24 protein-coding genes are annotated in these 26,985 nt (G+C 72.1%); 14 read left to right on the forward strand and 10 right to left on the reverse strand.

The window, feature by feature from the left end:
• Positions 1-11 precede the first annotated feature (11 nt).
• The 5 genes from HAV39_RS00385 (at position 12) to HAV39_RS00405 (ending at position 5,139) form a co-directional block, all read left to right on the forward strand.
• A complete protein-coding gene (locus HAV39_RS00385) occupies positions 12-1,718 on the forward strand; it encodes an urease subunit alpha (protein ID WP_275413952.1) in 1,707 nt (568 codons plus the stop codon).
• Positions 1,719-1,734: 16 nt separating this feature from the next.
• Positions 1,735-2,442 carry an urease accessory protein UreF gene (locus HAV39_RS00390; RefSeq protein WP_191837131.1) on the forward strand — a complete coding sequence of 236 codons (708 nt, stop codon included), beginning with the start codon at positions 1,735-1,737 and terminating at the stop codon, positions 2,440-2,442.
• Entirely contained in the window at positions 2,432-3,202 is a 771-nt protein-coding gene (gene ureG, locus HAV39_RS00395) for an urease accessory protein UreG (RefSeq protein ID WP_191837132.1), read from the forward strand. The genes HAV39_RS00390 and ureG overlap by 11 nt, the downstream gene beginning before the upstream one ends.
• Complete coding sequence (locus HAV39_RS00400) at positions 3,202-3,918, forward strand: urease accessory protein UreD (RefSeq protein ID WP_191837133.1); 717 nt, start codon at positions 3,202-3,204, stop codon at positions 3,916-3,918. The genes ureG and HAV39_RS00400 overlap by 1 nt, the downstream gene beginning before the upstream one ends.
• Before the next feature lie 66 nt (positions 3,919-3,984).
• Positions 3,985-5,139, forward strand: a complete 1,155-nt coding sequence (locus tag HAV39_RS00405) for an RNA polymerase sigma factor (protein ID WP_191837134.1) — start codon at positions 3,985-3,987, stop codon at positions 5,137-5,139.
• Between the two features lie 89 nt (positions 5,140-5,228).
• Here the strand turns inward: HAV39_RS00405 and HAV39_RS00410 are convergent, their stop codons facing one another.
• Together HAV39_RS00410 and HAV39_RS00415 are read right to left on the reverse strand one after the other, a co-directional pair.
• The gene (locus tag HAV39_RS00410; protein WP_191837135.1) at positions 5,229-5,546 is read right to left on the reverse strand and encodes a hypothetical protein; all 318 of its coding nucleotides are present in this window, start codon (positions 5,544-5,546) and stop codon (positions 5,229-5,231) included.
• 121 nt (positions 5,547-5,667) lie between these two features.
• Complete coding sequence (locus HAV39_RS00415) at positions 5,668-7,083, reverse strand: hypothetical protein (RefSeq protein ID WP_239120779.1); 1,416 nt, start codon at positions 7,081-7,083, stop codon at positions 5,668-5,670.
• A gap of 274 nt (positions 7,084-7,357) precedes the next feature.
• Between HAV39_RS00415 and HAV39_RS00420 the strand changes: the two genes are divergently transcribed.
• Positions 7,358-8,623 (forward strand): D-alanyl-D-alanine carboxypeptidase family protein, encoded by a 1,266-nt coding sequence (locus tag HAV39_RS00420; protein WP_191837136.1) that lies wholly within the window; start codon positions 7,358-7,360, stop codon positions 8,621-8,623.
• Positions 8,624-8,665: 42 nt separating this feature from the next.
• Here the strand turns inward: HAV39_RS00420 and HAV39_RS00425 are convergent, their stop codons facing one another.
• Positions 8,666-9,340, reverse strand: coding sequence for a macro domain-containing protein (locus HAV39_RS00425; protein ID WP_191837137.1), 675 nt, complete (start codon positions 9,338-9,340; stop codon positions 8,666-8,668).
• Positions 9,341-9,526: 186 nt separating this feature from the next.
• On the opposite strand from HAV39_RS00425, the gene HAV39_RS00430 reads away from it, so the two are divergent.
• Positions 9,527-11,137, forward strand: a complete 1,611-nt coding sequence (locus HAV39_RS00430) for an ADP-ribosyltransferase domain-containing protein (RefSeq protein WP_191837138.1) — start codon at positions 9,527-9,529, stop codon at positions 11,135-11,137.
• A gap of 48 nt (positions 11,138-11,185) precedes the next feature.
• Here the strand turns inward: HAV39_RS00430 and HAV39_RS00435 are convergent, their stop codons facing one another.
• Positions 11,186-11,650 (reverse strand): hypothetical protein, encoded by a 465-nt coding sequence (locus HAV39_RS00435; protein WP_191837139.1) that lies wholly within the window; start codon positions 11,648-11,650, stop codon positions 11,186-11,188.
• Between the two features lie 378 nt (positions 11,651-12,028).
• Positions 12,029-12,478: a MarR family winged helix-turn-helix transcriptional regulator gene (locus HAV39_RS00440; protein WP_191837140.1), complete on the reverse strand. Its 450-nt coding sequence runs from the start codon at positions 12,476-12,478 to the stop codon at positions 12,029-12,031.
• 98 nt (positions 12,479-12,576) lie between these two features.
• Between HAV39_RS00440 and HAV39_RS00445 the strand changes: the two genes are divergently transcribed.
• The gene (locus HAV39_RS00445; protein WP_191837141.1) at positions 12,577-13,695 is read left to right on the forward strand and encodes a substrate-binding domain-containing protein; all 1,119 of its coding nucleotides are present in this window, start codon (positions 12,577-12,579) and stop codon (positions 13,693-13,695) included.
• Here the strand turns inward: HAV39_RS00445 and HAV39_RS00450 are convergent.
• Positions 13,682-14,479 carry a methyltransferase domain-containing protein gene (locus HAV39_RS00450; RefSeq protein WP_120320767.1) on the reverse strand — a complete coding sequence of 266 codons (798 nt, stop codon included), beginning with the start codon at positions 14,477-14,479 and terminating at the stop codon, positions 13,682-13,684. The two genes, HAV39_RS00445 and HAV39_RS00450, sit on opposite strands and share 14 nt — an antisense overlap.
• Before the next feature lie 210 nt (positions 14,480-14,689).
• On the opposite strand from HAV39_RS00450, the gene HAV39_RS00455 reads away from it, so the two are divergent.
• The 3 genes from HAV39_RS00455 to HAV39_RS00465 all read left to right on the forward strand — a co-directional run bounded on the left by HAV39_RS00455 (position 14,690) and on the right by HAV39_RS00465 (position 18,438).
• Positions 14,690-15,430, forward strand: coding sequence for an SAM-dependent methyltransferase (locus tag HAV39_RS00455; protein WP_191837142.1), 741 nt, complete (start codon positions 14,690-14,692; stop codon positions 15,428-15,430).
• A gap of 211 nt (positions 15,431-15,641) precedes the next feature.
• Positions 15,642-17,657, forward strand: a complete 2,016-nt coding sequence (locus HAV39_RS00460) for an FAD-dependent oxidoreductase (protein WP_203736431.1) — start codon at positions 15,642-15,644, stop codon at positions 17,655-17,657.
• A gap of 13 nt (positions 17,658-17,670) precedes the next feature.
• Positions 17,671-18,438 (forward strand): metallophosphoesterase family protein, encoded by a 768-nt coding sequence (locus HAV39_RS00465; protein WP_239120778.1) that lies wholly within the window; start codon positions 17,671-17,673, stop codon positions 18,436-18,438.
• Positions 18,439-18,506: 68 nt separating this feature from the next.
• Here HAV39_RS00465 and HAV39_RS00470 read toward each other — a convergent pair whose 3' ends face one another.
• The 4 genes from HAV39_RS00470 to HAV39_RS00485 all read right to left on the reverse strand — a co-directional run bounded on the left by HAV39_RS00470 (position 18,507) and on the right by HAV39_RS00485 (position 22,014).
• The gene (locus tag HAV39_RS00470; protein ID WP_191837144.1) at positions 18,507-19,112 is read right to left on the reverse strand and encodes a hypothetical protein; all 606 of its coding nucleotides are present in this window, start codon (positions 19,110-19,112) and stop codon (positions 18,507-18,509) included.
• A gap of 120 nt (positions 19,113-19,232) precedes the next feature.
• The gene (locus HAV39_RS00475; protein ID WP_191837145.1) at positions 19,233-20,009 is read right to left on the reverse strand and encodes a hypothetical protein; all 777 of its coding nucleotides are present in this window, start codon (positions 20,007-20,009) and stop codon (positions 19,233-19,235) included.
• Positions 20,006-20,629: an RNA polymerase sigma factor gene (locus HAV39_RS00480; RefSeq protein WP_191837146.1), complete on the reverse strand. Its 624-nt coding sequence runs from the start codon at positions 20,627-20,629 to the stop codon at positions 20,006-20,008. Before HAV39_RS00480 ends, HAV39_RS00475 begins: the two co-directional genes overlap by 4 nt.
• A gap of 164 nt (positions 20,630-20,793) precedes the next feature.
• A complete protein-coding gene (locus HAV39_RS00485) occupies positions 20,794-22,014 on the reverse strand; it encodes a cytochrome P450 family protein (protein ID WP_191837147.1) in 1,221 nt (406 codons plus the stop codon).
• 564 nt (positions 22,015-22,578) lie between these two features.
• Here HAV39_RS00485 and HAV39_RS00490 point away from each other — a divergent pair.
• Genes HAV39_RS00490 through HAV39_RS00500 form a run of 3 tightly spaced genes read left to right on the forward strand, consistent with a single transcriptional unit; the run spans position 22,579 to position 26,936 of the window.
• Positions 22,579-23,976, forward strand: coding sequence for a glycoside hydrolase family 43 protein (locus HAV39_RS00490; protein WP_191837148.1), 1,398 nt, complete (start codon positions 22,579-22,581; stop codon positions 23,974-23,976).
• A 12-nt stretch (positions 23,977-23,988) separates the two neighbouring features.
• Positions 23,989-25,452, forward strand: a complete 1,464-nt coding sequence (locus HAV39_RS00495) for a family 43 glycosylhydrolase (RefSeq protein ID WP_203736430.1) — start codon at positions 23,989-23,991, stop codon at positions 25,450-25,452.
• Positions 25,453-25,469: 17 nt separating this feature from the next.
• Positions 25,470-26,936 (forward strand): family 43 glycosylhydrolase, encoded by a 1,467-nt coding sequence (locus HAV39_RS00500; RefSeq protein WP_191837149.1) that lies wholly within the window; start codon positions 25,470-25,472, stop codon positions 26,934-26,936.
• The last annotated feature ends 49 nt before the right edge of the window (positions 26,937-26,985 follow it).

Raw genomic sequence — 26,985 nt, forward strand, 5'->3', positions numbered from 1 at the left:
ACGGAGGCACCGTGACCATCCTGGTCAGCCGCGAGCGGTATGCCGCGCTGTACGGGCCGACGACCGGTGACCGCATCCGGCTCGCCGACACCAATCTGCTCGTCGAGGTCGAGGAGGACCGCTGCGCAGGCGGCGACGAGGCCGTCTTCGGCGGCGGCAAGGTGATCCGCGAATCGATGGGCCAGTCGCGCGCCACCCGCGCGCAGGGCGCGGTGGACACGGTCATCACCGGGGCGGTGATCCTCGACCACTGGGGCATCGTCAAGGCGGACATCGGCATCCGCGACGGCCGCATCGTCGCGATCGGACGCGCCGGCAATCCGGACACCATGCCGGGCGTACACCCGGATCTGGTCATCGGCCCGGCGACCGAGGTCGTCGCGGGCAACGGCAAGATCGTGACCGCTGGAGCCGTCGACACGCACGTGCACTTCATCTGCCCGCAGCTGGTGCACGAGGCCCTCGCGGGCGGAGTGACCACGCTGGTCGGCGGCGGCACCGGCCCGGCCGAGGGCACCAAGGCCACCACGGTCACCGCCAACGCCTGGCACCTGGCCCGCATGTTCGAGGCGCTGGACACGTTCCCGGTCAACGTGCTGCTGCTCGGCAAGGGCAACACGGTCTCCGAGGAGGCCATGTGGGAGCAGCTGCGCGCCGGGGCGGGCGGGTTCAAGCTGCACGAGGACTGGGGCACCACGCCCGCGGCGATCGACGCCTGCCTGCGGGTCGCCGACGCGTCCGGGGTGCAGGTGTCGATCCACACCGACACGCTGAACGAGGCCGGGTTCGTGCAGGACACCCTGGCCGCGATCAACGGCCGGGCGATCCACTCCTACCACACCGAGGGGGCCGGGGGCGGGCACGCGCCCGACATCATCACGGTGGCGAGCCTGCCCAACATCCTGCCGTCGTCGACCAACCCGACCCGGCCGTACACCCGCAACACCCTGGCCGAGCACCTGGACATGCTGATGGTCTGCCACCACCTGAACGCGGCCGTGCCGGAGGACCTGGCGTTCGCGGAGAGCCGGATCCGGCCGTCCACGATGGCCGCCGAGGACCTGCTGCACGACCTCGGCGCGATCTCGATCATCGGATCGGACTCGCAGGCGATGGGCCGCATCGGCGAGATCGTGCTGCGCACCTGGCAGACCGCGCACGTGATGAAGGACCGGGTCGGCGCACTGCCCGGCGACTCGTCGGCCGACAACAACCGGGCCAAGCGGTACGTCGCGAAGTACACCATCTGCGCGGCCATGGCCAACGGCCTGGAGGAGCAGATCGGCTCCGTCGAACCCGGCAAGCTCGCCGACCTGGTGATCTGGGACCCGGCGTTCTTCGGAGTGCGGCCGCATCTGGTGATGAAGGGCGGCATGATCGCGTACGCGCAGATGGGCGACGCCAACGCGTCCATCCCCACCCCGCAGCCCATGCTGCCCCGCCCCATGTTCGGCGCGTACGGCGTCGTGCCCGCCAAGACCTCCCTCGCCTTCGTCGCCCCGGCGGCCCTGGACGCGGGCCTGGAGCTGGACGTCAAGCGGGCGATGGTGCCCGTCGCGGACGTGCGCTCGCGCGGCAAGGCCGACCTGCCGCACAACAGCGCCATGCCGCACATCGCCGTCGACGCCGACACGTTCACCGTCCGCATCGACGGCGAGGTGGTCGAACCCGACCCGCCCACGGTCCTGCCCATGGCCCAGCGGTATTTCCTCTTCTGAGGCACGGTCTGTTCTGATGCACCGCACCGCATACCTGCTGCTGGCCGACGGGCGCTTCCCGTCCGGCGGCCACGCCCACTCCAGCGGCCTGGAGGCGGCCGTCGCGGCCGGCCGGGTCACCGACCTGGCCGGCCTGGAGCAGTTCCTGCACGGCCGCCTCTCCTACGCCGCCCCCGTGACCGGCGCCTTCACCGCCGCCACCCACCTGTCCGCCACGCGGATGGGAAGGGCGCCTTCCTCCACGGAATCCGATGTGAAGGTGCCCTTCCTTTCCCTGGACCGGGAGCTGGAGGCGCGGACGGTGTCGCCGGCGTTGCGGCTGGCGTCGCGGCGGCAGGGGCGGGCGCTGCTGCGGGCGGGTCGCAACACGTGGCCGAGTGAGCTGTACGGGCACCTGCCGAAGCACCTGGACGGCCCGCACCAGCCGTTGGCGCTGGGCGTGACGGCGGCCGCGGCGGGACTGTCCACCGAGGAGGCCGCGCAGATCGCCGCGTACGGGGTGCTCACCGGGCCGGCCAGTGCGGCGGTGCGGCTGCTCGGGCTGGACCCGTACCAGGTGCAGAATCTGCTGGCCAGGATGGCCGGCGCCTGCGACGAGATCGCGGCAGCCGCCGCGGCGGTCGCTCACAAGTCCCCCCAGGAGCTGCCGGCCCACGCTGCGCCGCTGGCCGACATCTCCGCCGAACTGCACGCCACCTGGGAGGTGCGTCTCTTTGCGAGCTGACCACGCCTACGACCACGACGAAACGGTGCCGCACACCCATCCCGAGCCGGGCGTCGACCCGCACCCGCCGCTGCCGCAGCTGGACCGGGCGGTGCGCATCGGCATCGGCGGGCCGGTCGGCTCCGGCAAGACCGCGCTGGTCGCCGCCCTGTGCCGGGCACTGGCCGGGGACCTGCGGCTGGTGGTGGTGACCAACGACATCTACACCACCGAGGACGCCGACTTCCTCAAACGGGCCGGGGTGCTCGACCCGTCCCGCATCCGTGCGGTCGAGACCGGCTGCTGCCCGCACACGGCGATCCGCGACGACATCTCCGCCAACCTCGACGCCGTCGAGGAGCTGGAGGACACGCTCGGCCCGCTGGACCTGGTGCTGGTCGAGAGCGGCGGCGACAACCTCACCGCCACGTTCAGCAAGGGCCTGGTCGACCAGCAGATCTTCGTGGTCGACGTGGCCGGCGGCGACAAGGTGCCGCGCAAGGGCGGCCCCGGCGTCACCACCGCCGACCTGCTCGTCATCAACAAGACCGACCTCGCCCCGCTGGTCGGCGCGGACCTGGCCGTGATGGACCGCGACGCCCGCGCCCGCCGCGGCACGCTGCCCACCATCTTCCAGTCCATCGCGCAGGACCCGCACGCCAGCCAGGTCGCCGCCTGGGTACGCCACGTCGTCGCACACAGCCGCGGACACGCCCATACGCAGGTCCTCGACCACGGTGACGCGGACGCGCACGGACCCGCGCCGGTCGGGGCGCGCTGATGCGGGCGCTGGCCAGGATCGTCGCCGAGGCCGACGGCCGCGGCGGCACCCGGCTGGCGCGCCTGCGCGGCGAGCCGCCCCTGCAACTGCGGCACACCCCGGACGGCTCGGCGACGGCGACGGTGCACCTGATCGGCAGCGCCGCCGGGCCGCTCGGCGGCGACGACCTGCGCATCGAGATCGAGGTCGGCGCGGGCGCGGCGCTGTGCGTACGCTCCGTCGCCGCCTCGATCGCGCTGCCCGGTCGCGACGGGGCACCGTCGCGGATGACGGTCACCGCGACCGTCGCCGCGGGCGGCGAGCTGCGCTGGCTGCCGGAGCAGCTGGTCGCCGCGGCCGGGTGCCGTCACCAGGCGACGTCCACGGTGGAGCTCGCCGGCGGGGCCCGGCTGTGGTGGCGGGAGGAGCTGGTCTGCGGCCGTCATGACGAGCGGCCGGGCGACGCGGTGGTCAGCACGGCGGTCGACTACGACGGCGGTCCCCTGCTGCGCCAGTCGTTGACGATCGGGCCGGGCACGCCCGGCTGGGACGGCCCGGCCGTGCTCGGCGGCGCCCGGGCCACCGGATCACTGCTGGTCGTCGACCCCGCCGCTGCGCCCGCACCGCCGGTCGTGCTGGGCGCCACCGCGGTGCGGATGCCGCTGACCGGCCCGGCGACGCTCGTCAGCGCCACCGCGTCGGACGCGCATGTGCTGCGTGGATACCTCGACGCCTGATCGGCAAGGAGAGCGCTCTCCATCCGGGGGATGACGCGATCATCATCGAGGGTGTTCACTGGCGACGTGCGCACATGGGAGGCCGACTACGCCGAGTTCGTCAGCGTCTACACCGGACGGCTGCGCCGGCTCGCGTACGCCCGCTGCGGCGACTGGGACACCGCCGACCGGCTCACCCGCCAGGTCCTGCTGAGCGTCTACCGGCGCGGGGACTCCCCCACCCAGGATCCACCCGAGATCTACGCCGAGCAGGCCATGCTCCACCTGCTGCGCCACGCGACCGCCCCGGACGCGGCCGACGCGGGCCCCGACGTGCTCGCGCCGCCGGCCCCGTTCACCTCCGACGAGCTGATCGCGGCCGGCCGGGCGCGGCAGCGGGCGCTGCGCGCCGTCACCGCGGCGATGACCGTGCTCGGGCTGGTCGCGGCCGGTGTTCTGCTGGTCCTGCTGCGCCCTGTGCCGGGAAGCGCGCCGCTGCCCGAGGCCGAGGACTGCATGGCCGGGCTCCCGTCGCCCCCCTCCGCCTCCCCGACGACGTCGGAGACGCCGGTGGGCGTGGTCGCGGACGGCGGGATGGACCGGCTGACGGCGCTGACCGGCGACCTGCCGCTGCGCGGCGCGACGGTGATGCCCGAACAGGCCCGCCGGGAACGGCTGAGCTGCGAGGTCGCCGCGTACTTCCGCACCAAGGTGAACCCGGGCGGCCTGGAGCGGGTCGACCTCGGGCTCGACGACCGCGGGGACACCCGGCCGCTGGCCGCGCTTCTCGACCCGGAGATCGGCCCGGCCGCGCTGACGGTGGCGGTGCGGATGACCACGGCCAGCGGGCAGGGCACGGTCACCATCTCCGTGGCTCCCACCATCGCGTTGCCCGATCAGCAGCACTGCGCCCGGCTCACCGTCTGCCGGCTGTCCAGCGTCACCGAGGAGGGCTGGGTCCTCGAACAGTACGGCGTACACGAGACGCCGGAGACGCGCGCGGCCGGACACCGCCTGGGCACGGATGCCGACTGGTGGTCGGTGGCGGCCTACACCGGTCACAGCATGGTCCTGGTGACGATCACCAACACGCCCGACGTCCGCGCGGCGCTGCCGGCCAGCGCCCAGTACACGCCGCTCGGCGAGCAGGTGACGACGCTGGCCACCGATCCCCGGCTGGCGGTGTTCGACCCGCCCGCCTCCAGCCCACCGCCCGCCACGGCAGGTGCGGCAGCCGCCTGATCGCCGTCAGTGGACCTGGAACTCGTCATACGGGAGGCCGTCCCACCGCGTGTACGCGCGCTCGCGGACGATCCCGAACACGGGCCTGGTCAGTACGACGTCACCGGCGCGTACCGCGGCGCGATGCCGCGTGGCAGCGCGTAGGCGAGGAAGTCCGCCTCCCACTCGGACGGCACCCGGCCGACGAGCCGCAGCCCGTCGAGAATGACCTGTGGCCCGCACCGAGCGTCGACCATCACGCAGAACAGGCCGTCGGTCCCGTCGTGGAAGGCCAGCACCGCCGTCCGGTACGGGCGCCGGTCCGGCACACGGAACCGGGTCAGCCACGTGTCGGCGATGGCCCGCGGCGCCGGGGCGATGTCGCCGACGAAGCCGTCCATCACCGCGACCGCCTCGTGACGGCTCATGCCGAACACCAGCGGCCCTACGCTGACTCCCGGCGTGTACGTCCACTGTGCCCGATCGGCCTCATCCAGCACCGCCCATACCGACACGGCCCGCCCCGTCATATCGATCCGGCCGCGCCGCTCAGGCCAGTGGCATGACCCGCGCGATCCGGATCGACCTGCTGCTGCCACCCGCGGCCGGGTAGGCGGCGCTGCCGTCCGAGTATGCCTTGAACGCCTGGTAGTCGTGGTCCCGCACGGTGACGGCGAACTTCGCGCCCACGGTCTTGCCCGTGGCGGCGTCGTACACCTGCGCGGCGGTCGAGGAACCCGACGCCCAGGCGAGCAGCATCCGGCCGGTCCCGTAGCTGACCAGGTGCGCGTGGCTCGACTTGGCCGTGGTCTTGACGGTGAGGTTGGACCTGCCGGTGGTGAAGCGCTCCAGCCGCACGCCGCCGCCCTGGCTCCACGCGGTCCAGTAGCCGCCGGCGGGGGCGAGCACGAGGTCACCGCCGAACAGGCTGCCGTCGCAGTCGCCCGCGGCCACGGTCCGGTACGGGTCCGGCTGGGCGATGCGGCACGCGTTGTCCGTCGCGCAGACCATCGCGTAATGGCTGGTCCGCGGGTCCCACACGATGCGGGTCGTCCAGCTGTGACTGCACCCGACCTCGAAGCTGTCGCGGTGCCCGGACACCAGCTTGCCGTTCGCGTCGACCACCTGCATGCGGTCGCCCTCGTGGATGTCGACGCAGGAGCCGTTGCGCACGGTGATGGCGACGCCGAAGTATGCCGCGTAGTTCTTGCCGTCGGTGGCGAGCCGGCCGTGGTGCTGATACCACCACACGAAGCGCGCGCCGTCGTCGTAGCCGGTGCGGCTGCCGCTCAGGTTGGTGACCTGCCGCTCCCACACCTGGCGGCCCGAGTCGTCGAACCGGACCATGTGCATGGTCCTGCAGGGGCTCGACGAGCCGCCGCACAGCTTCCCGCCGCCGCAGTCGCCCTTGCGGGTCAGCAGCACGACCCCGCCGGTGCGGTCGGCGTGCACGTCCTGCAGGTCGATGCCGGCGAAGCTGGTGGGCGTGCCGACGAGCTTGTCGTCGCAGTCGAGCCGGCCGAGGTACACCCGCCCGTCCGTGCCGAGCCAGGCCAGCCATGAGCCGCCCGCGGGCCGCTCCGCGACGGCCATCGGCAGCGGCTCGGTGTCGCCCTCACGCCCGTACCCGGTGACGGCGGCGCTCAGCTTGACCTCGGTCACCTTCACGACCGGCTGGGGCCCCGCAGCACGGGCGCAGGGCCCGACCGTCGGCGCCGACGGGGACACGGCGGGGCTCGGTGTCGCCGACGCCGACGGGCCCGGATCGGCCGAGCCCTGTGCCTGCGCCGGGGACGGCGAGTCGGACCCGAACCAGGTGCCCGGGCCGCCCGAGGCGACGGCGAACGCGGCCGTGGCCAGCACGGCGGCCGCGGACAGTCCCGCGACGACCAGCAGCGGCTGCCGCTTCGACGCGCGGCCCCGGTGCCGCCGGGTGCCCGATGACGGAGTGTCGCCGATGCTCATGAGTTTCCTCGCGTGAAGTCCGCCGCCGACCGAACCGGGCGCGGGTCCGGGGCGACTCTACCGGCGGCCGGCGCGGTGTCCACACCGGACACCCAGGGGCAGCGACGCGGGCGGCGGCACGACGGACGGGCGACGACCACTGCCGTGGTGGGCCCCTCCACACCGGTGAACCCGCAGGCTCCGCCGCAGACGACGGCGGTTCCCGCCACCGTTCACGAAGACAATTTCGCGAAGACATCTCCGCTTACGGGCGGTTTTGACTAGTCTGCCGTACATGAACCGGTTTGCGCATCCAGGGCAGCGTCTCATTCTCGCGGCCGCCACCGCGGCGCTGGCGATCCCCTTCGTCGCCGCGTCGCCCGAGGCCGCGGCGGCTCACGCCGCCCGAGCCGCGAGCGCGCCCGCGCATACCGCCACCTGGCGCGTCGCGCCCTGCCCCAAGCCCGCCGGGCCGCGGGTCTCCGCGCCGACCCGCCCCTCGCCGCCGTCGGCCGACCCCGTCCTGCGTACCGTCGGCGGCGACGAGCTGGCCACCGCGGGCCTGGCCGTGCCCGCGTCCGCCGGCGCGCCGCCCGAGGTGACCGCCACCTCGTGGGTGGTCGCCGACCTCGACACCGGGGCCGTGCTCGGCGCGTGCGGCGCGCACGAGTACGCCACCCCGGCCAGTGTGCAGAAACTGCTGCTCGCGGCGACCATGATCTCGCGGCTCGACCCGAAACGCGTCGTCACCATCACCCACGAGGACGTCGACATCGAGCCGGGCAGCTCGTCAGCGGGCCTGATCGAAGGCGGCCGGTACACGGTCGAGACGCTCTGGCTGGGGCTGCTGCTGGCGTCGGGCAACGACGCCGCCAACGTGCTCGCCCGCCTGGGCGGCGGCACGGCCGAGGCCGGCGTACGCGAGATGAACGAGGTGGCGGCGAAGCTGGGCGCGTTCCAGACGCACGCGGTCACCCCGTCGGGCCTCGACGCGCCCGGCCAGTTCACCAGCGCCTACGACCTGGCCCTGATCATGCGCGCGTGCCTGGCCGAGCCGCTGTTCCAGAAGTACGCCCTGACCAGGTACACACAGATCCCGGACCAGGGCAAGCACCACAAGGGCTTCCAGATCCAGAACCAGAACCTGCTGATCGACAACTACCCCGGTGCGCTCGGCGGCAAGACCGGCTACACCGACCTGGCCAGGCACACCTACGTCGGCGCGGCCGAACGCAACGGGCGGCGGCTGGTCGTCACCCTGCTCGGCGCGGAGTACGTGCCGCTGCGCGGTTGGGAGCAGGGTGCGGCACTGCTCGACTGGGGCTTCGCCCAGCCTGCGGACGCCTCGGTCGGCCGCCTGGTCGACGCGGGCGCGACGGCGGCGAACCCGTCCGCGGCGGCCCAGGCGGCCGACACCCCGGGCACGGGCACGAACGCTCTCGCCGACGCGGGCGGCGCGGGCACGCCGTCCCTGCTCGCCTTCGGCGCAGTCGTGGCCGCGGCCGGGCTCGTGCTCTCCCTGGCCGCCCGGCGCCGGCGCGGTCAGCACGCCCGGCGCTGACCGCGCCGGCCCGATCGCCGGGCCGGCGTCCCGACCACGCGGTCAGCGACGGCCCGCCGGACGCGCCGGAGGCGTGATGCGCACCCGCTGCACGGGGCGGCTGTCGATGTCGCCGAGCTGCGCGCAGATCGTCGCCCGCAGCTCGTCGTAGTCGGCGAACGAGTAGTCCTGGAACAGCGTGTAACCGGCCCACATCAGGTTGGCGCACACCTGCGGCGGCACCTTGCCCGTCGCCGCGCCCATGCCGACCAGCGCGATCGAGGTGATGCTGCCGGGCGCGCGCTCGTTCTGCAGGTGCACCGCCTGGAACGCGGCCGCGCACGCCAGCGCCACGTTCAGCGTCTCGCGTACGTTCTCCGCCGACTGGCTCATCGTCGGCGTCGAGATCAGGAACTTCGGGTTGGCCGCGCCGGACGGCACGCACACCGCGCTGCCGATCGGCAGCACACCGCCGAACCCGTCCCGGATCGCCCGCTGCACCCGCAGTTGGATGCCCGCGCCCAGGTGCCGCTTGATGACCGCGTCGACGCCGCCGTTCATGTCACCCAGCGAGTTGGTCGGGCTGACCCAGGCGTCGACGTGCCGGTCGATGATCGACCCGCGAGTGATCTCGACCTCGGGTGTGTCGGCGAAGGCCGACTGCCACGCCTGCACCACCTTCGCGTTGACATCGCTCAGCACTACCTTGAGCTGGGGCTTCATATTGCTGTCGGTCATCGTTTCGCTCCGGTCACGAGGAAGGGGTCGGTTCAGCGGCTCGAAAGATAGCGGGCCGCACCGACGAAATCCGAACCGCCTGGTCGTGATCGAACCGTCCGCCGCGTGCTGTCGTGGCCCGGTGTTAGCGTCCAGCCCCATGCCGATCACCGTGCCGCCGCACGGTCCGTCCCCCGGGGAGCACAGATGACCGACAACGCCGCACCGACGCCGGCCGGGCAGGACGACCCGCTCGGCCTCGCCGACCTCTTCCACGGCGGCGGCGAGCCGTGGCTGCCGCTGCTGAAGCCGGTCATCGAGGCACAGCCCGCCGCGGCCACGTTCATCGGCCCGGGCCGCAGCCCGCAGGTCGTGCCCGTCCGGGAGCTGACCTTCCAGGCGCTCAAACCGAACCCGCCGCACAAGTGGAAGGTCGTCGTCTTCGGGCAGAACCCATACCCGCGGCCGGAGAGCGCCACCGGCATCGCCATGTTCGACAACACCTTCCACGACTGGAACGACAGCCAGTTCGGCAAGGTCATCACGATCCGCTGCATCATCAAGGCGGCGGCGATGTGGAAGCACGGCATCCCGAAGAAGACGCCGATCGCCGACATCCGCAAGCTGCTGCGCCAGCACGACACCGTGCAGCCGCCGGAGTGGTTCCAGGCGATGCTGACCCAGGGTGTGCTGCTGCTGAACGCCTCGCTGACCGCCAGCGGCGACGGCGCGCTGGGCGTCGACCAGCACACCGCGTTCTGGCGGCCGGTGGTGGAGAAGCTCGTCGAGGAGATCCTGCGGGCCAAGCAGCACGCCGACGAGCAGGACCGGGGCGTGGTGTTCGCGTGGTGGGGCGCGCACGCCCGGACCCTGAAGAACCTCGTGATCCGGTTGCAGAAGAAATATCCGGATGTCGAGGTCCGGCACATCGACCACCCCAACCCCGCGGCGCAGGGCGACATCTTCTGCGACGGCGACCACTTCGCCACCGTCAACGAGGCGCTACGGGAACTCGGCGCCGACGAGATCGACTGGCTGCCCGCCAAGGGCTGGAACAGGACCACGGGTCAGGGCGCGAACGCGGACACCGCCGACCGGATGGGGGCGTTCATCGCGTCCACGATGGAGCTGCACAAGCTCTACCTGGAACGCCTGGCGAGCGTCAAGGACGAGGGTCTGGCGCTGCCCGCGATCACGGGCGTCTTCGACACCCCGCTCATGGACTTCCGCGAGGCCATCGCCCCGGCCGCCAAGCTGCTGTCCGGGCTCGACTGGCACGTGGAGAGCTCGCACGACTTCGGCCGGAAGCAGGCCGAGCAGTCCACCGGTGGCCTGACCGCCGACGAGGTCGCGGCGCTGTATCTCTACACCTGCGAGTCAGCCTTCTACCGCCAGATCAACGCGACTCTGCGCCACCCCGACCGCACCCGGATCACGCCGTACCTGCCGTACCTGCGGCTGCTGTTCTCGGCCGTGTCGCGGCTGCCCGCCCGCACCGAGCCGCTGTGGCGCGGGGTGGCGCTGGACCTGCGGGCGCAGTACCCGGTGGGTCAGACGGTGACCTGGTGGGGTGTGTCTTCGTGCACCTCGAAGCTCGGCGTCGCGCAGGCGTTCCTCGGCGGGCGCGGCAAGCGGACCATCTTCGAGGTGACGCCGGTGCGGGCGGTGGGCATCCGGAACTTCTCCGCGTTCACCGGCGAGGAGGAGTTCATCCTCGCGCCCGGCACGCAGCTCACGGTCACCGACGTGCGGGCCGAGCGCAGCGGCCTGTGCACGGTGCGGCTGGCCGAGCTGGCCGACCAGCGCATGGTCGCCTGAGCGCGGGCTCGTCCGCCCCGTCGCCGCGGGGCGGACGAGCCCACGGCGTCAGCAGCCGGGGTGGAGCTTGGCCTGCACCGCCTCGGGCACCTTGACCGCGCCGTCGCAGACGCCGTCGGAGCCCAGCCCGACCGGGATCCACTTGCCGGTGTTCGGCTCGTACTTGAACAGCACAACCAGCGGGTCCGCGTTCTTGACCACGGTCATCGCGGTCGACCAGCCGTCGGCGCACCTGGGCTCGCCGATGCCGGTGACGCTCTTGTCGATCTCGTTGAAGATGGCGGGGGTGGCCTTGAGCCACTCGTACATGAGGTTGACGTCCGGCGGGCAGCCGTCGTCGGCCGAGGCGGCCGGGGCGGGCGAGTCCGCCGGGGCGGAGACCGCCGGGGCCGAGGCCGAGGCGGTGGCTTCGGGGGTGTCGGCGGCCGGTGCACAACCGCCGGCGGCGGCCACCACGACCGTCGCCGAGAAAAGGAGTCCGAACAGATTGTTGCGCTGCGAAATGAATGTCACCCGGAACTAATACCAGCCCGCGGTGCGTTGACCTAATTGGACTGTTGATCACGGCCAGATCAGGTGGCCGACGGGCCACAAAGGCGTCCCGGTGCACGGGCTGTACCCCCGGGCACCGGGACGGGTCAGGTGAGCCTGTCAAGGCGTCGAGCATCAGTCGGCGAAGTGGGTGGCGCCGCGCGCACGTCACGGGCCGGGGCATGCCTGCGACGCGTCCCGCCATCGACACGCCGGTGCCGATGTGGACCCGGGCGCGGTCGCCCTTCGCCCGGTGCCGTCGCGGATCGGCTCTGCGTCTGCCCGAGCCGTGGAAGCGCTCCCGCCCACTGCGACTTCATATTAAGGCAGGTCTATCCCCTTGGCAATGACCCCGGACGGTCAGGCGGCCGCCGGGTGGCGGGACAGCGCGTCGCCCAGCGCGCCCAGCAGCGCGGCGAGCTGATCACGCTCGCCCTCGGGCATGGCCAGCTCGGCTATGCTCTCCCGCACCCGCGCGGCGATGCGGTCGTGCAGCTGGCGGCCGCGCGGGCTGAGGTAGGCGCGGATGCGGCGGCGGTCGAGCGGATCGACCCGCCGGTACACCAGGCTGTGCTCGACGAGCTGGTCGACGACCTTGGTCAGGGTGCCCGGCGGCAGGAACGCGCCGTCGGCGACCTCCGTCATCGGGCGTCCGCCCTCGGCCGCGAGCAGGGTGAGCACGCGCCAGGCCTCGGGCGAGCACTGCTCGGCGCGCAGGATCGCCGACAGCCGCCGCTGCAGCAGGCGTTCCGCGTGGGTGAGCAGCTGCAGCAGATCGGGCGTCGGACCGTGAGGCGCTGGGGCGGGCAAGGTCCCTCCTCGGCCGGTGGACGTGACTCATGCTACAGAAGGGCGTCAGGTTCGGGAACCGTCTGGAGATCATGACCGGGTCGGGAGAACATGTGCCCATGCCCGTACCGCCGCAGCGGTTGCCCGGCCTGGTCGTCCCCGGACTGCCCGGCCGGCCCACGGGCACCCTCGGCGAGACCGTCCACGTGGCACTGGTGTTCCCCATGCAGGGCCCGGCCGGGATCTTCGGCCCGACCTGCGAGCTGTGCGCGCAGCTCGCCGTGGAGGAGGTCAACCGCAACGGCGGCGTGCTGGGCCGGGAGCTGAGCCTGGTGCCGGTCGACGGCGGGGCCGCCCCGGAGCGGGTCGCCGCCGAGGTCGAGGCCCTGGTGTCGCTGGGCGTGGTGCACGGGGTCACCGGCTGGCACATCTCCTCGGTGCGCCAGGCGCTCGCGCCCCGGATCGCGCACCGCGTCCCGTACGTCTACACCGCCCTGTACGAGGGCGGCGAGCGCACCGAAGGCGTGTTCCTGACCAGCGAGACGCCCGACGAGCAGCTGCTGCCCGCGATGCGGCTGCTGGCTGGGGAACACCGGGTGAAACGCTGGTTCATCGTCGGCAACGACTACGTGTGGCCACGCCGGACCGCGGCGGCCGCGCACCGGTACGCGGTGGAGTCGGGCACGCAGGTGTGCGGGCAGGCGTTCCTGCCGCTGGGCGTGCACGGCTTCGCCGACGTGCTGCGCCGCGTCGAGCGCAGCGCGGCCGACGCGGTGCTGATGCTGCTGGTCGGCAACGACGCGGTGCGCTTCAACCGGGCCTTCGCCGCGTCCGGGCTGGACCAGCGCTGCCTGCGGCTGAGCACGCTGATGGACGAGAACATGCTGATGGCCAGCGGCGCGCACGCCACCCGTGGCCTGTTCAGCACCGCCGGGTTCTTCGCGACGCTGGTGACCCCGGAGAACCTCGACTTCCACGGCCAGTACGCACGCCGCTTCGGCGTCGAGGCGCCGCAGCCGGGCAGCCTCGGCGAGTCGTGCTACGAGGGCGTGCTGCTGCTCGCCGCGCTGATCAACCGGGCGGGTTCGCTGGACGTGCGGGCCATCGGGTCCGGCGCGGACGCCGTCACCTACGAGGGGCCGCGCGGCGCGATCGCGATGCGCCGGCGGCACGCCCGCCAGCGCATCTACCTCGCCGAGGCCGACCGGCTCGACTTCAACGTGCTCACCCAGCTGTGACGGGCGCGCTAGCGATCAGGTGGAACAGCCGCGCGGTCAGCGGGAACGGCATGCGGTCCGACAGCGCGATCTCCAGGCGCTCCAGTTCGGCGAAGAACGACGCGTCGTACTTGCGCTCGTCGTCGGGGATGTAGTCGCACACCGAGCGGATGCCGTAGTGGCCGAGCACTCCCGCGCCGAGGCGGCGCAGCGCGGTGCACACCTCGTCGGCGGTGCGCGGGTAGACCGGGGTGTTGAACGTGTGGGTGAACCGCTCGGCGGCGTCGAGGGTCTCGTACGCCGCGGTCAGGTCCATGTCGCGGATGGCCGCGCGCAGCGGCTCGGAGTGGGCGTTGCCGGCGATGATGCTGAGCAGGCCGCCCTCGGCCAGCGGCGCCATGACGGTGGCCAGCGTGGACTCCACGTCGGCCACGTACGGCAGCAGGTTGTGGCACAGCACCAGGTCGAAGGCCCCCTGCTCGACGACGTCGCCGAGCTTCGCGACGTCGGACTCGATCACGGTGACCCGCTGTGCCACGCCGGTGGACTCGGCCAGCGAGCGCGCGGAGACGAGCATCTGCGACGAGTAGTCGACGAGGGTGATCTGGTGCCCCGCGGCCGCGTAGCGGACCGCCTCCACGCCGTTGCCGCCGGCCACGTCGAGGATGCGCAGGCGGCGTCCGTCGAGGTGGCGCGCGATGTTGTGCTCGGCGAGGGTGTAGCGCAACCTGCCCCAGGGCGCGTCCTGCCACTGCCGCCAGGCGGACACCTTGTCGTCGAACACGTCACGGGTCACGTTGCTCATGGGTTCGACCGTAACGGTTGTCCAGCCGCCGGGCACCCCGGAACACGCGTTTACTCCATACGACGTCAGGTGCGGTTTTTCCGGCCTGCTCGGGCGCGGCGTCAAGGCTCGCCCGCCACGGCGGCGAACGCGCAGGCACGGCCGCACCGGCACCGTCCGGTCACGACGGTGCGAGAATGGAGATCGCGTCTCGCTTGAGGAGAAGACTTGATGACGACCGACCCGCAGGCCCCGAGCACCGCCCGGATGATCGACTACTGGCTGGGCGGCACCCGGCACCACCCGATCGACGTCGCTGCGGCGCAGGCCTTCGAGGGGGCGTACGGGCCGTGTGCGGCGATCTTCCGGTCGCTGCGGGCGTTCTCCGGCCGGGCGGCGCGATACCTGGCCGCCGAGGGGGTGGACCAGTTCCTCGTCTTCGGCGCGGGCATCCCCGCCCAGGGCAACGTGCACGAGACCGTGCCGGACGCGCGGGTCCTCTACACCGACGTGGACCCGGAGATCGTCGCGGCCGGACGCGAGCTGCTGGCCGGGCGCCCGAACGTGAACTACGTGCTCGGCGACGCCGCCGATCCGCGCGGCATCGACGCCGCCGCGCTGGACCGGGCGCTGCCCGACCACGCCACCCGCCCGATCGGGCTGATCTTCCTGGGCCTGGCCGCGTTCCTCGACGACGCGACCCTGGCCCGTGCCCTGGACGCGATGTACGACCTGGTCCCGGCGGGCAGCCGGCTGGCGTTCGACTTCGACGCCATGGAGCTGGCCGGCTACCCCGAGGCGCTGGCGATGATGGGCCCCGGCTTCCACATGCGCGAACCCGCCGACTTCGGCAAGCTGCTCGGCCGCTGGCAGGTCACCGCCGACGGCATCGTCCCGGTCGCCGACTGGCGCCCCGACGGCACCCCCGAGCAGGTCCCCGACGCCTTCTGGGGCGGCGTCGCGACCAGGTGACCCGCCCATGATCGCTCGACTTGCCTGGCACCTGTGCGTATCTTGAGCGCGCATCAGCCCACCTGCCTGGCAAGTCGAGCGATCATGACGCCGGGCCAGGCCGGGGCGGACGGGGCGGAGCGCTTGACAGCGGTCGATGGGCGCTTGATCCTTGGTGCCGGGTGCGGCGGCGCGCTCCCCCGACCGATCGTCTGCCGATCTGGAGCGTCCCATGCCGTTCACCCGCCGCCACGTCCTGCGCCTGGGCACCGCGACCCTGGTCGTCGCCGCCACCCCGGCCGTCTCGCTGCCCGCCCTGGCCGCCGCCGCCGTCACCGCCGACCTGGTGATCTACGGGGCGACCTCGGCGGGCATCGCCGCCGCGGTCACCGCCCGGCGGCTGGGCCGCAGCGCGCTGATCGTCGAGCCCGGCTCCCACGTCGGCGGCCTGTCCACCGGCGGCCTCGGCATGACCGACAGCGGCGTCAAGGCCGCCATCGGCGGCCTGGCCGGCGAGTTCTACCGCCGGGTGTACGCGAAGTACAACGGCACCGCCGTCACGCCGACCTCACCCGCCCGGTTCACGTTCGAGCCGCACGTCGCGGCCGTGATCTTCGACGAGCTGCTGGCCGAGGCGGGCGTGCCGGTCTACCTGAACACCCGGCTGACCGGGGTGGCCATGGCCGGTAACCGGATCAGCGAGCTGGCCTGCGACAGCGGGCAGGTGTTCCGGGGTCCGATGTTCGTCGACGCGACGTACGAGGGTGACCTGATGGCGCGGGCCGGGGTCGGCTGGACGGCGGGGCGCGAGGCGAACAGCCGGTACGGCGAGACGATCAACGGGGTGCAGCTGCGCAGCGGGCACCAGTTCACCCGTTTCGTCGACCCGTACGTGACCCCGGGCAGCGCGGCCAGCGGGCTGCTGCCGGGCATCTCGGCGACCCCGGTCGCGCCCGCGGGCAGCGGGGACGGCCGGATCCAGGCGTACAACTTCCGGATGTGCCTGACCCAGGCCGCCAACCGGATCCCGTTCGCCAAGCCCGCGGGCTACGACGCGATCCGCTACGAGCCGCTGGCCCGTTACGTGCAGGCCGGGTACACCGGCCCGTTCTTCACCACGCACCAGGTCGGCGGCGGCAAGACGGACTCCAACAACGACGGGCCGTTCTCCACCGACTTCATCGGCCAGAACTACGGCTACCCGACCGCGTCGTACGCCGCCCGCGCGAGCACGGTCGAGGAGCACCGCGTCTACCAGCAGGGACTGATGTGGTTCCTCGCCAACGACCCGCGGCTGCCCGCCTCGATCCGCAGTGCCACCGCGTCATGGGGGCTGGCCGCGGACGAGTTCACCGGCAACGGCGGCTGGCCCACCCAGCTGTACGTCCGGGAGGCGCGGCGTTTGGTGTCGGCGTACGTGATGACCGAGGCGGACTGCCGTGGCGGCCGGACCGCGGCCGACTCGGTCGGGCTGGCCAGCTACACCATGGACTCGCACCACTGCCAGCGGGTCGTCGTCGCGGGCGGGCTGAAGAACGAGGGCGACGTGCAGATCGGCGTGCCGCAGCCGTTCCCGATCAGCTACCGGTCGATCGTCCCGTACGAGTCGCAGTGCGCGAACCTGCTGGTGCCGGTGTGCCTGTCGGCGAGCCACATCGCGTACGGCTCGATCCGGATGGAACCCGTGTTCATGATCCTCGCGCAGTCGGCGGCGACCGCCGCGCACCTGGCGATCACCGCCGGGTCGGCGGTGCAGCAGGTGCCGATCACCGCCCTGCAGGTCCGGCTGCGCGCCGACGGTCAGCTGCTGACCTGGCCGCTCACCGCGCCCGGCGAGATCATCGTGGACAGCTCGACCTCGGCCGGGGTCACCCGGGCGGGCGTCTGGCTCACGTCCACCTCGATCGCCGGGTACTACGGGCCGGACTACGAGCACGACGACAACACCGGCAAGGGCGTCAACCGGCTGCGGTTCACCCCGACCATCCCGGTGACCGGCTCCTACCAGGTGTTCCTGCGCTGGACCTCGCACGCCAACCGGGCGAGCAACGTGCCGGTGGACGTGTGCGCGGGCGGCACGGTCACCACCCGGACCGTCGACCAGCGCACCGGCGGCGGGCAGTGGGCGTCGCTGGGCACGTACACCCTGCCGGCCGGGTCCTCCCCCACCGCGGCCAGCGTCCTGATCCGCACCGAGGCGACCGACGGATATGTGGTCGCCGACGCCGCCCGCTTCGTGCCGGCGTGACAGGATCGGCGGTGTGACGACTGCTCACCTGGGCCCGGTGTCGCGGGTCGCGGTCCTGGCCGACGTGCACGGCAACGTGCCCGCGCTGCTCGCCGTGCTCGACGAGGTCGCCGCCGTCGGCGTCGACCTGATCGTGTTCCCGGGCGACCTGAGCTGGGGACCCGAACCGCAGACCACCGTCGACCTGGTGCGGGAGCTGGGACGGCGGGCGGTGTTCGTACGCGGCAACGCCGACCGCGCCGTCGTCGAGCTGGCGCGCGGCGAACGCGAGCACACCCGTCCGCGTGATCCGTGGATGGTCCGGCAGCACACGCCCGAGGCGGTCGAGTTCCTGGCGACGTTCCCGCTCAGCGTCGCCGTCGAGGTGGCGGGCCTGGGCGAGGTGCTGTTCTGCCACGGCTCGCCGCGCGACGACACCGAGTGCGTGACCCCGCGGACGTCCGAGGAGCGCTTCGCCGAGCTGTCCCGCGACGTCGCCGCGCAGGTGATCGTCACCGGGCACACGCACCTGCAGTTCGACCGCCAGGTCGCCGGGCGGCGCAGCGTCAACCCCGGCAGTGTCGGCCTGCCCTACCACCTCGGCGCACCCGGCACGGCGTACTGGGCACTCCTGGGGCCCGACGTCGAGCTGCGCGAGACCCGCTATGACGTGCAGGAGGCGGTCGACCGGTGCCGGACGACCGGCGACCCGAGCGGCGACACGATCGTGCGCTACCTGCTGACCCCGCCAACCCCGGACGAGATCGTCGCCGACGCCGAGACCCGCGTCTTCGCCGACTGATCAGATCGCCTCGATCAGACCGCGCCTGCGGGAACGGCGCCGGCACGCGCCGTTCCCGCAGGCTGCCACTAGGCCTGGGCGGCGACGGCGCGCAGCTGGCCGAGCGTGGTGCGGAAACCCTTGCCGGACGCGGCTGGGTCCTCGGCGAGCAGGCCGCTGACCGCCATCGCCTGCGAGCGCGTGGTCGCGGCGGCCGCGTCGTCGGAGCCGGTCACGTCGAAGACGCCGAAGTCACCGCTGAGCGTCGCGAACGCGTCCGCGGTCGCGTCCTTCGCCAGGTAGAGGACGACCGTCTGGCCCGGCTCCAGCTTCGACATGTTGGCCATGTCGACGACCTGGCCGTTCAGACCGGTGAGGGTGATCCGGTCACCGGCCTTCGCGGAGGCCCCGTTCGCGGCGCGCAGCACCTCGTCGACCCGGAACCCGGTCGCCTCGACCTGGCCGCGGGCGATCAGGTCGGCGGCGGCGGTCAGGTCCTTGACCGTCGTGAACCCGCGCAGCTTGCCCTTCACCGGCGGGGCGGCGGGCTCGCTCGGCGCGGCGGCCGCGCTGGTGGCCGGAGCCGCCGCCGGGGTGGCCGGGTCGGCGCTGCAGGCGGCCAGCCCGGCCGCGGCGAGCAGAGCCGCGGCCGCCGCCAGGGCGCGGGTGCGGTGGGGGTGGTCGATCCTTGCCATGGAACGCTCCTAGCGTCTCGGCGCCGGTCCGTGCGGTTCCCGCCCGGACCACGGCGCTGCTTTCGCCATGTATCTGTGCGCTCCCGCCGCCGAGTTCCCGAATTCCGCGGCCGAATATTCTCAGCCGCGTTCGCGGGCCAGTGCGCGCAGCTCGGCCAGCGGCGCGGTGAACCTGCGGTCGCGGGCGGTCGCGTCCTCCTCCCGCAGGCCCGTCACCGAGAACATCGACGAGCGAGCCGTGACGCTGTCTCCCGCGACGTCGAACACGCCGAAGTCGCCGCTGAGCGGGGTGTAGACGGGCACGGCCGCCTGCGGGTCGTCGGCGCTCAGGTAGAGGACCGCGTGCTGGCCGGCGGCCAGCCCGGACATCAGTGAGATCTCCGGCACCCGCAGGGTGATGACGGCGGTCGCGGGCAGCTGCGGCAGCCGGTACAGCACCTCGGCGACCCTGAACACGGCCGTGCGGTCCGCGCCGGCGCCGTCGGCGCGCAGCACGTCGCCGCGCACCACCAGGTCGGCGGTGTCGGTGAGCTGGCGGACGGTGCCGTACGCCCGGATCTTGGCGGTCACACCGCCGCCGGTGGGTTCCGCGGTCGGGGTGGAGGCGCCCGGCGTGGGGACCGCCACCACGGGGTCGTTGCCGCCGCCCGTCGCGATCACCGCCGCGACCGTGCCCGCGACGGCGACCAGCGCGGCCGTCGCCAGTGCGGGTCGCAGCAGGCTCCACCGGGGCGTCCGGCGAGCCGGGACGACGGCACGCTCGGGCTCGGTGATCGCCGACAGCAGGCGCGCTCGGTGCATCTCGTGGCGTCCCGGCGGCAGCTCACGCTGGCCGGGGTCGGGCAGCAGCTCGGCGAACTCCGCCCACTCGGACGGATCCAGCGGCGGGTGCTTCATCGGTGGCCCTCCTCTGCCAGTCGAACGTTGTCGTCCTTCATCTGTCCGGCAGGACCGGCCGGGTTCCGTGCCGACCGCGGTCTCTCGTCGACGAGCTGCCGCAGCTTGGTCCGGGCCCGCGAGAGGCGGGACCGCACGGTGCCGACCGGGACGCCGAGCGCCTGCGCCGCCGACTCGTAGTCCAGGCCCTCCCAGAGGCACAGCGTGATCACTTCACGCTCCTGGCGGCGCAGCGATGCCAGCGCGTCGATGGCGGCGGTGATCCGGCCGCTGTCGTCGAGCCGCCCGGCGACCTCGTCGGCGTGGTCGGGCGCGGTGAACTCGGCCGCGTGCAGCGCCGACGCGGCGGCCCGGTAGCGGCGGTTGCTGCGGGTGTGGTTGCGCGCCTCGTTGGTGGCGATGCCGAGCAGCCACGGCCGCAGCGACCCGCCGTCGTCGCTGATCCGCTCCCGGGAACGCCAGGCCTGCAGGTACGTGGCGGCCATGACGTCCTCGGCGGTGGACCAGTCGGCGGTGAGCCGGAACGCGTGGTTGTAGACCGACCGCGCGTACTGGTCGAACAGCTCGGCGAACGCTCCGGCATCACCCGCCCGGATCCGGGCGCGCAGACTCGACTCCATGACCACTTCTCTGTCCGGCGAGCCGCCCGAGTTCCTGTGATCCAGGCCACCCCGCAGGCGTCGCTTGGTGCCTGCCGACCTTAACCACCCGCGGTCGCGCGCTGCCACCTGAGCAGCGGTGATGCGGGCTGCCCGGCGTGTGCGGCGAACCCGGCAGTCCCCCGTCAGCCCAGCATGACCGGAAGCCGCTCCAGGCCGCGCATCACCCGCGACGGCCGCCATCGCAGGTCTTCGACCCGGAACGCGAGGCTGATCCGCGGCCAGCGCGCCAGCAGCAGGCCGAAGGCGACCCGGGCCTCCATCCGGGCCAGCGCCGCACCGATGCAGAAGTGCGGTCCGCGGCCGAACGCCAGGTGATCGTTGGCCTGCCGGGCGAGGTCGAGGCGGTCGGGCTCGGGGAACCAGCCGCCGTCGCGGTTGGCCGAGCCGATGAGCAGGCTGACGATCGCTCCGGCGGGGATCACGCCGCCGGCCAGCTCGATCGGCGCCGTGCTGACCCGGAAGGTCGCGTCGCGCACGGGCGAGTCGTAGCGCAGCAGTTCCTCGATCGCGGTCGGCATCAGCTCGGGCTCCTCGCGCAGGCGCAGCAGTTCGGCGGGGTGGCGCAGCAGCGCGAGCATGCCGTTGCCGATCAGGTTGACCGTGGTGTCGTGCCCGACGAGCAGCAGCAGGTAGGCGGTGCCGATCAGCTCTTCCTCGCTGAGGTGGTCGCTGCCGTCGTGGGCCGCGACCAGCGCGCCGAGCAGGTCGGCCTCGGCCAGGCCTGCGGCGGCGTGTGCCCGCTTGTGCGCGACCAGCGCGAGCAGGTAGTCGTACAGCTCCCGCTCCTGCACGGCGCGCCGGGCGGCGTCGGCGGAGGGAACGACCGTCGCGGCGAGGATCTGCCTGGTCCGTGCGGTGTTCAGCTCGTCCGGGACGCCGAGGATCGTGCAGATCAGGCTGAAGGTCAGCGGCATGGCGAACTCTTCGATCAGGTCGACCACGCCGAACTCGGGCAGCCGGTCGAGCAGGTCGTGCGCGGTCCGTGCGATCAGCGGCTCCAGCGCGGCCACCCGGCGCGGGATGAACGCCGTGTTCACCAGCCCGCGCAGCCGGGTGTGCTCGGGCGGATCGGCGTGCACCAGGTGCCGGTTCAGGCCCGCCGGGCCGGGCACGTAGGCGGGCACCAGTTCGGGGCGCTTGCTGAGCCGGGCGTCGGACAGCAGCGTCCGGACGTCGGCGTAGCCCGCCACGTGCCAGACCGAGCCGCTGCGCTTGCGCTCGTGGAGCACCGGCGCGTTGCGGCGCAGCCAGGCGAAGAACGGGTAAGGGTCGTCCCTGCGCGTCTGCAGCAGATGGGCGGGGACGTCCGCCAGCGATGTCCACGGCGCTGAGGCGGCTCGCACGTAGGCGTCCCCGGGTGTCGTGCCCATACATTGCCTCTCGATCAAGCCACTGAGCTGCGCAAACTCGATGATCTTAACGAAACGGGCATGTTGCTCAAGAGGGATGAACATCCACGAAACGCCGCATATGATCATCGTCACATTCACAGCCGCACTGATCGACGCTCATCCAACTCCGATAAGTTTCGGGAAGATGACGCGCACCCCTTGTGAGCGTTCGCCGAACGCCCTAACCTCAGATCCACGGCGAGTCCGGGATCGTCGAACACCGATCCCGGGCAGGGTTGGGACACCGCAGCCACCCAGCGTCGCGGCACCGGCGCAACGCCTTTCACCTGCCCGCAGGCTCCGATCCCTGTCGGGAACCCTCCATATCGCACGGCCCTGCGCTGCCCAGAAATGTGAGCGCTAACAACCAGCCGAACAACAGAAAGCGCCACAACACACGCACACACCAGCAGGACCGGCGCCGTCGGCGCCGGGCCCGACCACGCCTGTGCCCGCACCCGGCAGCCGTCCGGCCCCGCCGCGGACACGGCACCCGCTCCCCCCGGAAGGAACACCATGACCACCAGACGCGAGCTGCTGACCGGCTTGCTGTCCACGGCCGCGGCCACCGCGGCCGGCGGGCTGGCCCTCGCCGCGACCGGCTCCCCCGCCCAGGCCGCCGGTCCGCTGACCGGCTACGTGATGGGCTACTTCACCGAGTCGCCCAACCGGCTGGCCAACAACTACGGCCTGCACCTGGCTGTCAGCACCGACGGCCTGAACTGGACCCCGCTCAACCAGAACAACCCCGTGGTCACGCCGACCGCCGGCACCGGCGGCCTGCGCGACCCGTTCATCCTGCGCAAGCGCGACGACACGTTCGTGGTGCTGGCCACCGACCTCGCCGGCACCGACTTCACCCAGCCGAACCAGTACATCCACGTCTGGGACTCGGTCGACCTGCGCAGCTTCACCGGCTACCGGCGGGTCCGGATGCACGCCATGAACACGCACACCTGGGCGCCGGAGGCGTTCTGGGACAACGCGCGCGGCCAGTACGGCATCATCTACTCGGCCCACAACGGCACCCGCGACGTGTTCATGGTCAACTACACGAGCGACTTCGTGAACGTCGGCGCCGCGCAGGTGTTCTTCGACCCCGGCTTCAACGTCCTCGACGCCACCATGCACCTGGGCAGCGGCACGAACTACCTGTACTACAAGAACCTCGCCGACGGTCGGCTCTACGGCGCCCGCTCGAACAGCCTCAACCCCAACAGCTTCAGCACGTACACCAGTGGCATGGTCAACGGCGGCATCGAGGCCCCGATCGTGGTCAAGGCCAACGACCGCAACGAGTGGTGGCTGTGGGGCGACTCCTACAGCCCCGTCAACGGCGAGTTCTACGTCTGGCGCAGCGGCGACGTCAACGCGAACGCATGGACGGCGCTGGACAAGGCGGCGTACACCCAGCCGCTCAACGCCAAGCACGCCACCATCGCGGCGATCACCGCCACCGAGCACGCCAATTTGCTCACCCGGTGGGGCGCGCCGACCTGGAACAGGATCAAGTCGTACAACCTCCCGGACCGGCTCATCCGCCACGCCAACCGGGTCGGGCGCATCGACCCGTACCCCTTCGACCCGTATGCCGACGCGCAATGGCGGCTGCGCCCGGGACTGGCCGACGCGGCCGGGGTCTCGTTCGAGTCGGTGAACTATCCGGGCAACTACCTGCGGCACAGCGGTTACGTGGTCGGGCTGGCGGCCAACGACGGCACGGCCCTGTTCGCCGGGGACGCCACCTTCCACCGCACCGCCGGGCTGGCCAACAGCGCCTGGACCTCGTGGCGCTCGCACAACTTCCCCGACCGCTACCTGCGCCACAGCAACTACCTGCTGCGCATCGACGCGCTCGGCACCGGCTCGCCCGCCGCCGACCGGGCCGACGCCACCTTCCAACTCGGCTACTGAGAGGACCTGGACATGACCCCGCTCCCGGAGAGAAACGTGGTGCGGCGCTGGTGGCAGTTCGCCGCCATGACGGCGCTGTGCGCGCTGGCCGCCACCGGCCTGCACGCGCCCGCCGCCTCGGCCGCGCCCGCGGTCAACTACACCAACCCGCTGGTCAACCAGCGCGCCGACGCGCAGATCTACAAGCACACCGACGGCTACTACTACTTCACGGCCACGGTGCCCGAGTACGACCGCATCATCCTGCGCCGGGCCACCACCCTGCAGGGTCTGTCGAGCGCCCCGGAGACGGTGATCTGGCGCAAGCACTCCAGCGGCATCATGGGCGCGCACATCTGGGCCCCGGAGATCCACTTCATCGACGGCAAGTGGTACGTCTACTTCGCCGCGGGCGCGACCAACGACGTCTGGGCGATCCGGATGTACGTCCTGGAGGGCACCGGCGCGAACCCGCTCACCGCGAGCTGGGCCGAGAAGGGCCAGATCACCACCCCGTGGCAGACGTTCTCGCTCGACGCGTCCACCTTCGTCGCCAGCGGCGTGCGCTACCTGATCTGGGCGCAGGCCGAACCCGGCATCGCCACCAACACCAACCTCTACATCGCCCGGCTGGCCAATCCGTGGACCATCACCGGCGCGACCACCCGCCTCACGATACCCACGCTGGCCTGGGAGACCCGCGGCTACAAGGTGGCCGAGGGACCGACCGTCATCCAGCGCAACGGCAAGCTGTTCATGACCTATTCGGCCAGCGCCACCGACGCCAACTACTGCCTGGGCATGCTCACCGCGACGGCGGGCAGCAACCTGCTCAGCGCGTCGTCCTGGACCAAGTCGGCGAACCCGGTGTTCGCCAGCAACTCGGCCACCGGGCAGTGGGGGCCGGGCCACAACTCGTTCACCGTGTCCGAGGACGGGGCCAGCGACATCCTGGTCTACCACGACCGCAACTACCGGGACATCAGCGGTGATCCGCTCAACGACCCGAACCGGCGGACCCGCCTGCAGAAGCTGTACTGGAACGCCGACGGCACCCCGAACTTCGGCATCCCGATCCCCGACGGCGCGCACCCGGTGCGGCTGAAGTCCTACAACTTCCCGGACCGCGTCGTGCGCCACTGGGAGTACCGCGCCCGCATCGACACCAACGTCACCAACCTGGCCGACTCCCAGTTCCGGATCGTCGCCGGGCTCAACGGCGGCGGCACGGTCTCGCTGGAGTCGACCAACTTCCCGGGCTACTACCTGCGCCAGCGCAGCAACGGCGAGGCGTGGGTGGACCGCAACGACGGCTCGGCGGCGTTCCGCGCCGACGCGAGCTTCTTCCAGCGGGCGGGCCTGGCGAGCTCGTCGGCGGTGTCGTTCGAGTCGCAGGCCTACGCCGGCCGCTACCTGCGGCACAGCAACTACCTGCTGTACGTCCAGGCGGTCACCGACACCGTCGGGCGCGCCGACGCCACCTTCGTCCTCGAATGACCACCCAAGGAGTGACCATGTTGCTGACCTGGCCACGTGCCCTCACCAGGCGAGCGCTGTCGCTGGTCGTAGCCGCCCTGCTCGGCGTCTCGACGGCGGTCGTCCTGCACCCCGGACGCGCCGACGCCGCGCCCGGGCCGACGTTCCGCAACCCGGCCGTCGACGTGCCCAACAGCGGCGACCCGACGCTGACGTACTACAACGGTTACTACTACTACGTCGCCACCACGTGGTCGTCCGACGTGGTGATGCGCCGGGCCCGGACCATCTCCGCGCTGCGCGGGGCCCCCGAGCAGGTCGTCGTACGCACTGGCGGGACGACGATGTGGGCGCCGCACCTCGAAATGATCAACAATCGGTGGTATCTGTACTACTCCGTCGAGCAGAGCGGCGGCGCGCGGCGCACGCACGTCGCCGAGAGCGCGGGGACGGACCCGCTGGGCCCGTACACCATCCGGGGCATCCTCAACCTGATGCCCAACAACGGCTGGGCCATCGACGCCGCGATCCTCAAACTCAACGGCGCGAACTACGTCATGTTCTCGGCGTTCCACCCCAGCGACAACCTGCAGTCGCTGTACATCTCCCCGCTGACCAACCCGTGGACGGCCGGGGCGTTCGGCACCCGCATCTCCGCGCCGACGCTGTCCTGGGAGACCCAGAACGGCGCGGTCAACGAGGGCGCGTTCGCGTTGCAGCGCAACGGCCGCACCTGGATCACGTACTCGGCCAGCCACTGCAACGGCCCGAACTACAAGCTCGGCATGCTCGAATACCAGGGCGGCGACCCGCTGGCCGCGTCCTCGTGGACCAAGGCCGCCAATCCGATCTTCCAGCGCAACGACGCCAACGGCGTGTACGGGCCGGGCCACCACTCGTTCTTCACCTCACCCGACGGCACCGAGACCTGGATCGCCTACCACGCCAACAGCTCCGCTTCGCAGGGCTGCGGCACCACCCGCACCACCCGCGTGCAGAAGATCTCCTGGAACGCCGACGGCACCCCCAACCTTGGCGTGCCCGCTTCCCTGTCCACCATTGCGCCCGGCCCGTCCGGAGAGTCCAGCGCGACTCCGGTCGAGATCCGTAACCGGCACAGCAACCTCTGCCTCGACGACTACAACTCCGTGACCACCCCCGGCGCCGAGGTCCGGCAGTGGACCTGCGGCACGCAGGCGAACCAGGACTGGTACGTGACACCGCTCGACAACGGCTACTACCAGATCAGCAATCGGCACAGCGGACTCTGCCTCGACGACTACAACTTCGTGACCACCCCCGGCGCCGAGGTCCGGCAGTGGACCTGCAACGGACTGGCCGTGCAGCAATGGCAGGTCAACGCCGTCGCGGGCGGCTACTCGACGCTCGTCAACCGGCATAGCGGCCTCTGCCTGGACGACTACAACTGGGGCACCACACCCGGCGCGGAAGTGCGCCAGTGGACCTGCCTGAACAACAACGCCCAGCACTGGCGTATCTCCTGACCCGGCGGGCGGGCGTCGGCGCGGGTTCCGCGGCGGCGCCCGCCTGCGT

The organism is Catellatospora chokoriensis, from assembly GCF_011297315.1.
GTDB lineage: Bacteria > Actinomycetota > Actinomycetes > Mycobacteriales > Micromonosporaceae > Catellatospora > Catellatospora citrea.

Excerpts from the sequence above, each read along its gene's own strand:
- HAV39_RS00460 (WP_203736431.1), top strand. The coding sequence starts at position 15,642 with ATGCCGTTCACCCGCCGCCACGTCCTGCGCCTGGGCACCGCGACCCTG.
- HAV39_RS00410 (WP_191837135.1), bottom strand. The coding sequence starts at position 5,546 with ATGAGCCGTCACGAGGCGGTCGCGGTGATGGACGGCTTCGTCGGCGAC.
- HAV39_RS00400 (WP_191837133.1), top strand. The coding sequence starts at position 3,202 with ATGCGGGCGCTGGCCAGGATCGTCGCCGAGGCCGACGGCCGCGGCGGC.
- HAV39_RS00470 (WP_191837144.1), bottom strand. The coding sequence starts at position 19,112 with ATGGCAAGGATCGACCACCCCCACCGCACCCGCGCCCTGGCGGCGGCC.
- HAV39_RS00425 (WP_191837137.1), bottom strand. The coding sequence starts at position 9,340 with ATGACCGACAGCAATATGAAGCCCCAGCTCAAGGTAGTGCTGAGCGAT.
- HAV39_RS00495 (WP_203736430.1), top strand. The coding sequence starts at position 23,989 with ATGACCCCGCTCCCGGAGAGAAACGTGGTGCGGCGCTGGTGGCAGTTC.
- HAV39_RS00450 (WP_120320767.1), bottom strand. The coding sequence starts at position 14,479 with ATGAGCAACGTGACCCGTGACGTGTTCGACGACAAGGTGTCCGCCTGG.
- HAV39_RS00430 (WP_191837138.1), top strand. The coding sequence starts at position 9,527 with ATGACCGACAACGCCGCACCGACGCCGGCCGGGCAGGACGACCCGCTC.
- HAV39_RS00475 (WP_191837145.1), bottom strand. The coding sequence starts at position 20,009 with ATGAAGCACCCGCCGCTGGATCCGTCCGAGTGGGCGGAGTTCGCCGAG.
- HAV39_RS00415 (WP_239120779.1), bottom strand. The coding sequence starts at position 7,083 with ATGAGCATCGGCGACACTCCGTCATCGGGCACCCGGCGGCACCGGGGC.
- HAV39_RS00480 (WP_191837146.1), bottom strand. The coding sequence starts at position 20,629 with ATGGAGTCGAGTCTGCGCGCCCGGATCCGGGCGGGTGATGCCGGAGCG.
- HAV39_RS00455 (WP_191837142.1), top strand. The coding sequence starts at position 14,690 with ATGACGACCGACCCGCAGGCCCCGAGCACCGCCCGGATGATCGACTAC.
- HAV39_RS00490 (WP_191837148.1), top strand. The coding sequence starts at position 22,579 with ATGACCACCAGACGCGAGCTGCTGACCGGCTTGCTGTCCACGGCCGCG.
- HAV39_RS00500 (WP_191837149.1), top strand. The coding sequence starts at position 25,470 with ATGTTGCTGACCTGGCCACGTGCCCTCACCAGGCGAGCGCTGTCGCTG.
- HAV39_RS00445 (WP_191837141.1), top strand. The coding sequence starts at position 12,577 with ATGCCCGTACCGCCGCAGCGGTTGCCCGGCCTGGTCGTCCCCGGACTG.
- HAV39_RS00420 (WP_191837136.1), top strand. The coding sequence starts at position 7,358 with ATGAACCGGTTTGCGCATCCAGGGCAGCGTCTCATTCTCGCGGCCGCC.
- HAV39_RS00390 (WP_191837131.1), top strand. The coding sequence starts at position 1,735 with ATGCACCGCACCGCATACCTGCTGCTGGCCGACGGGCGCTTCCCGTCC.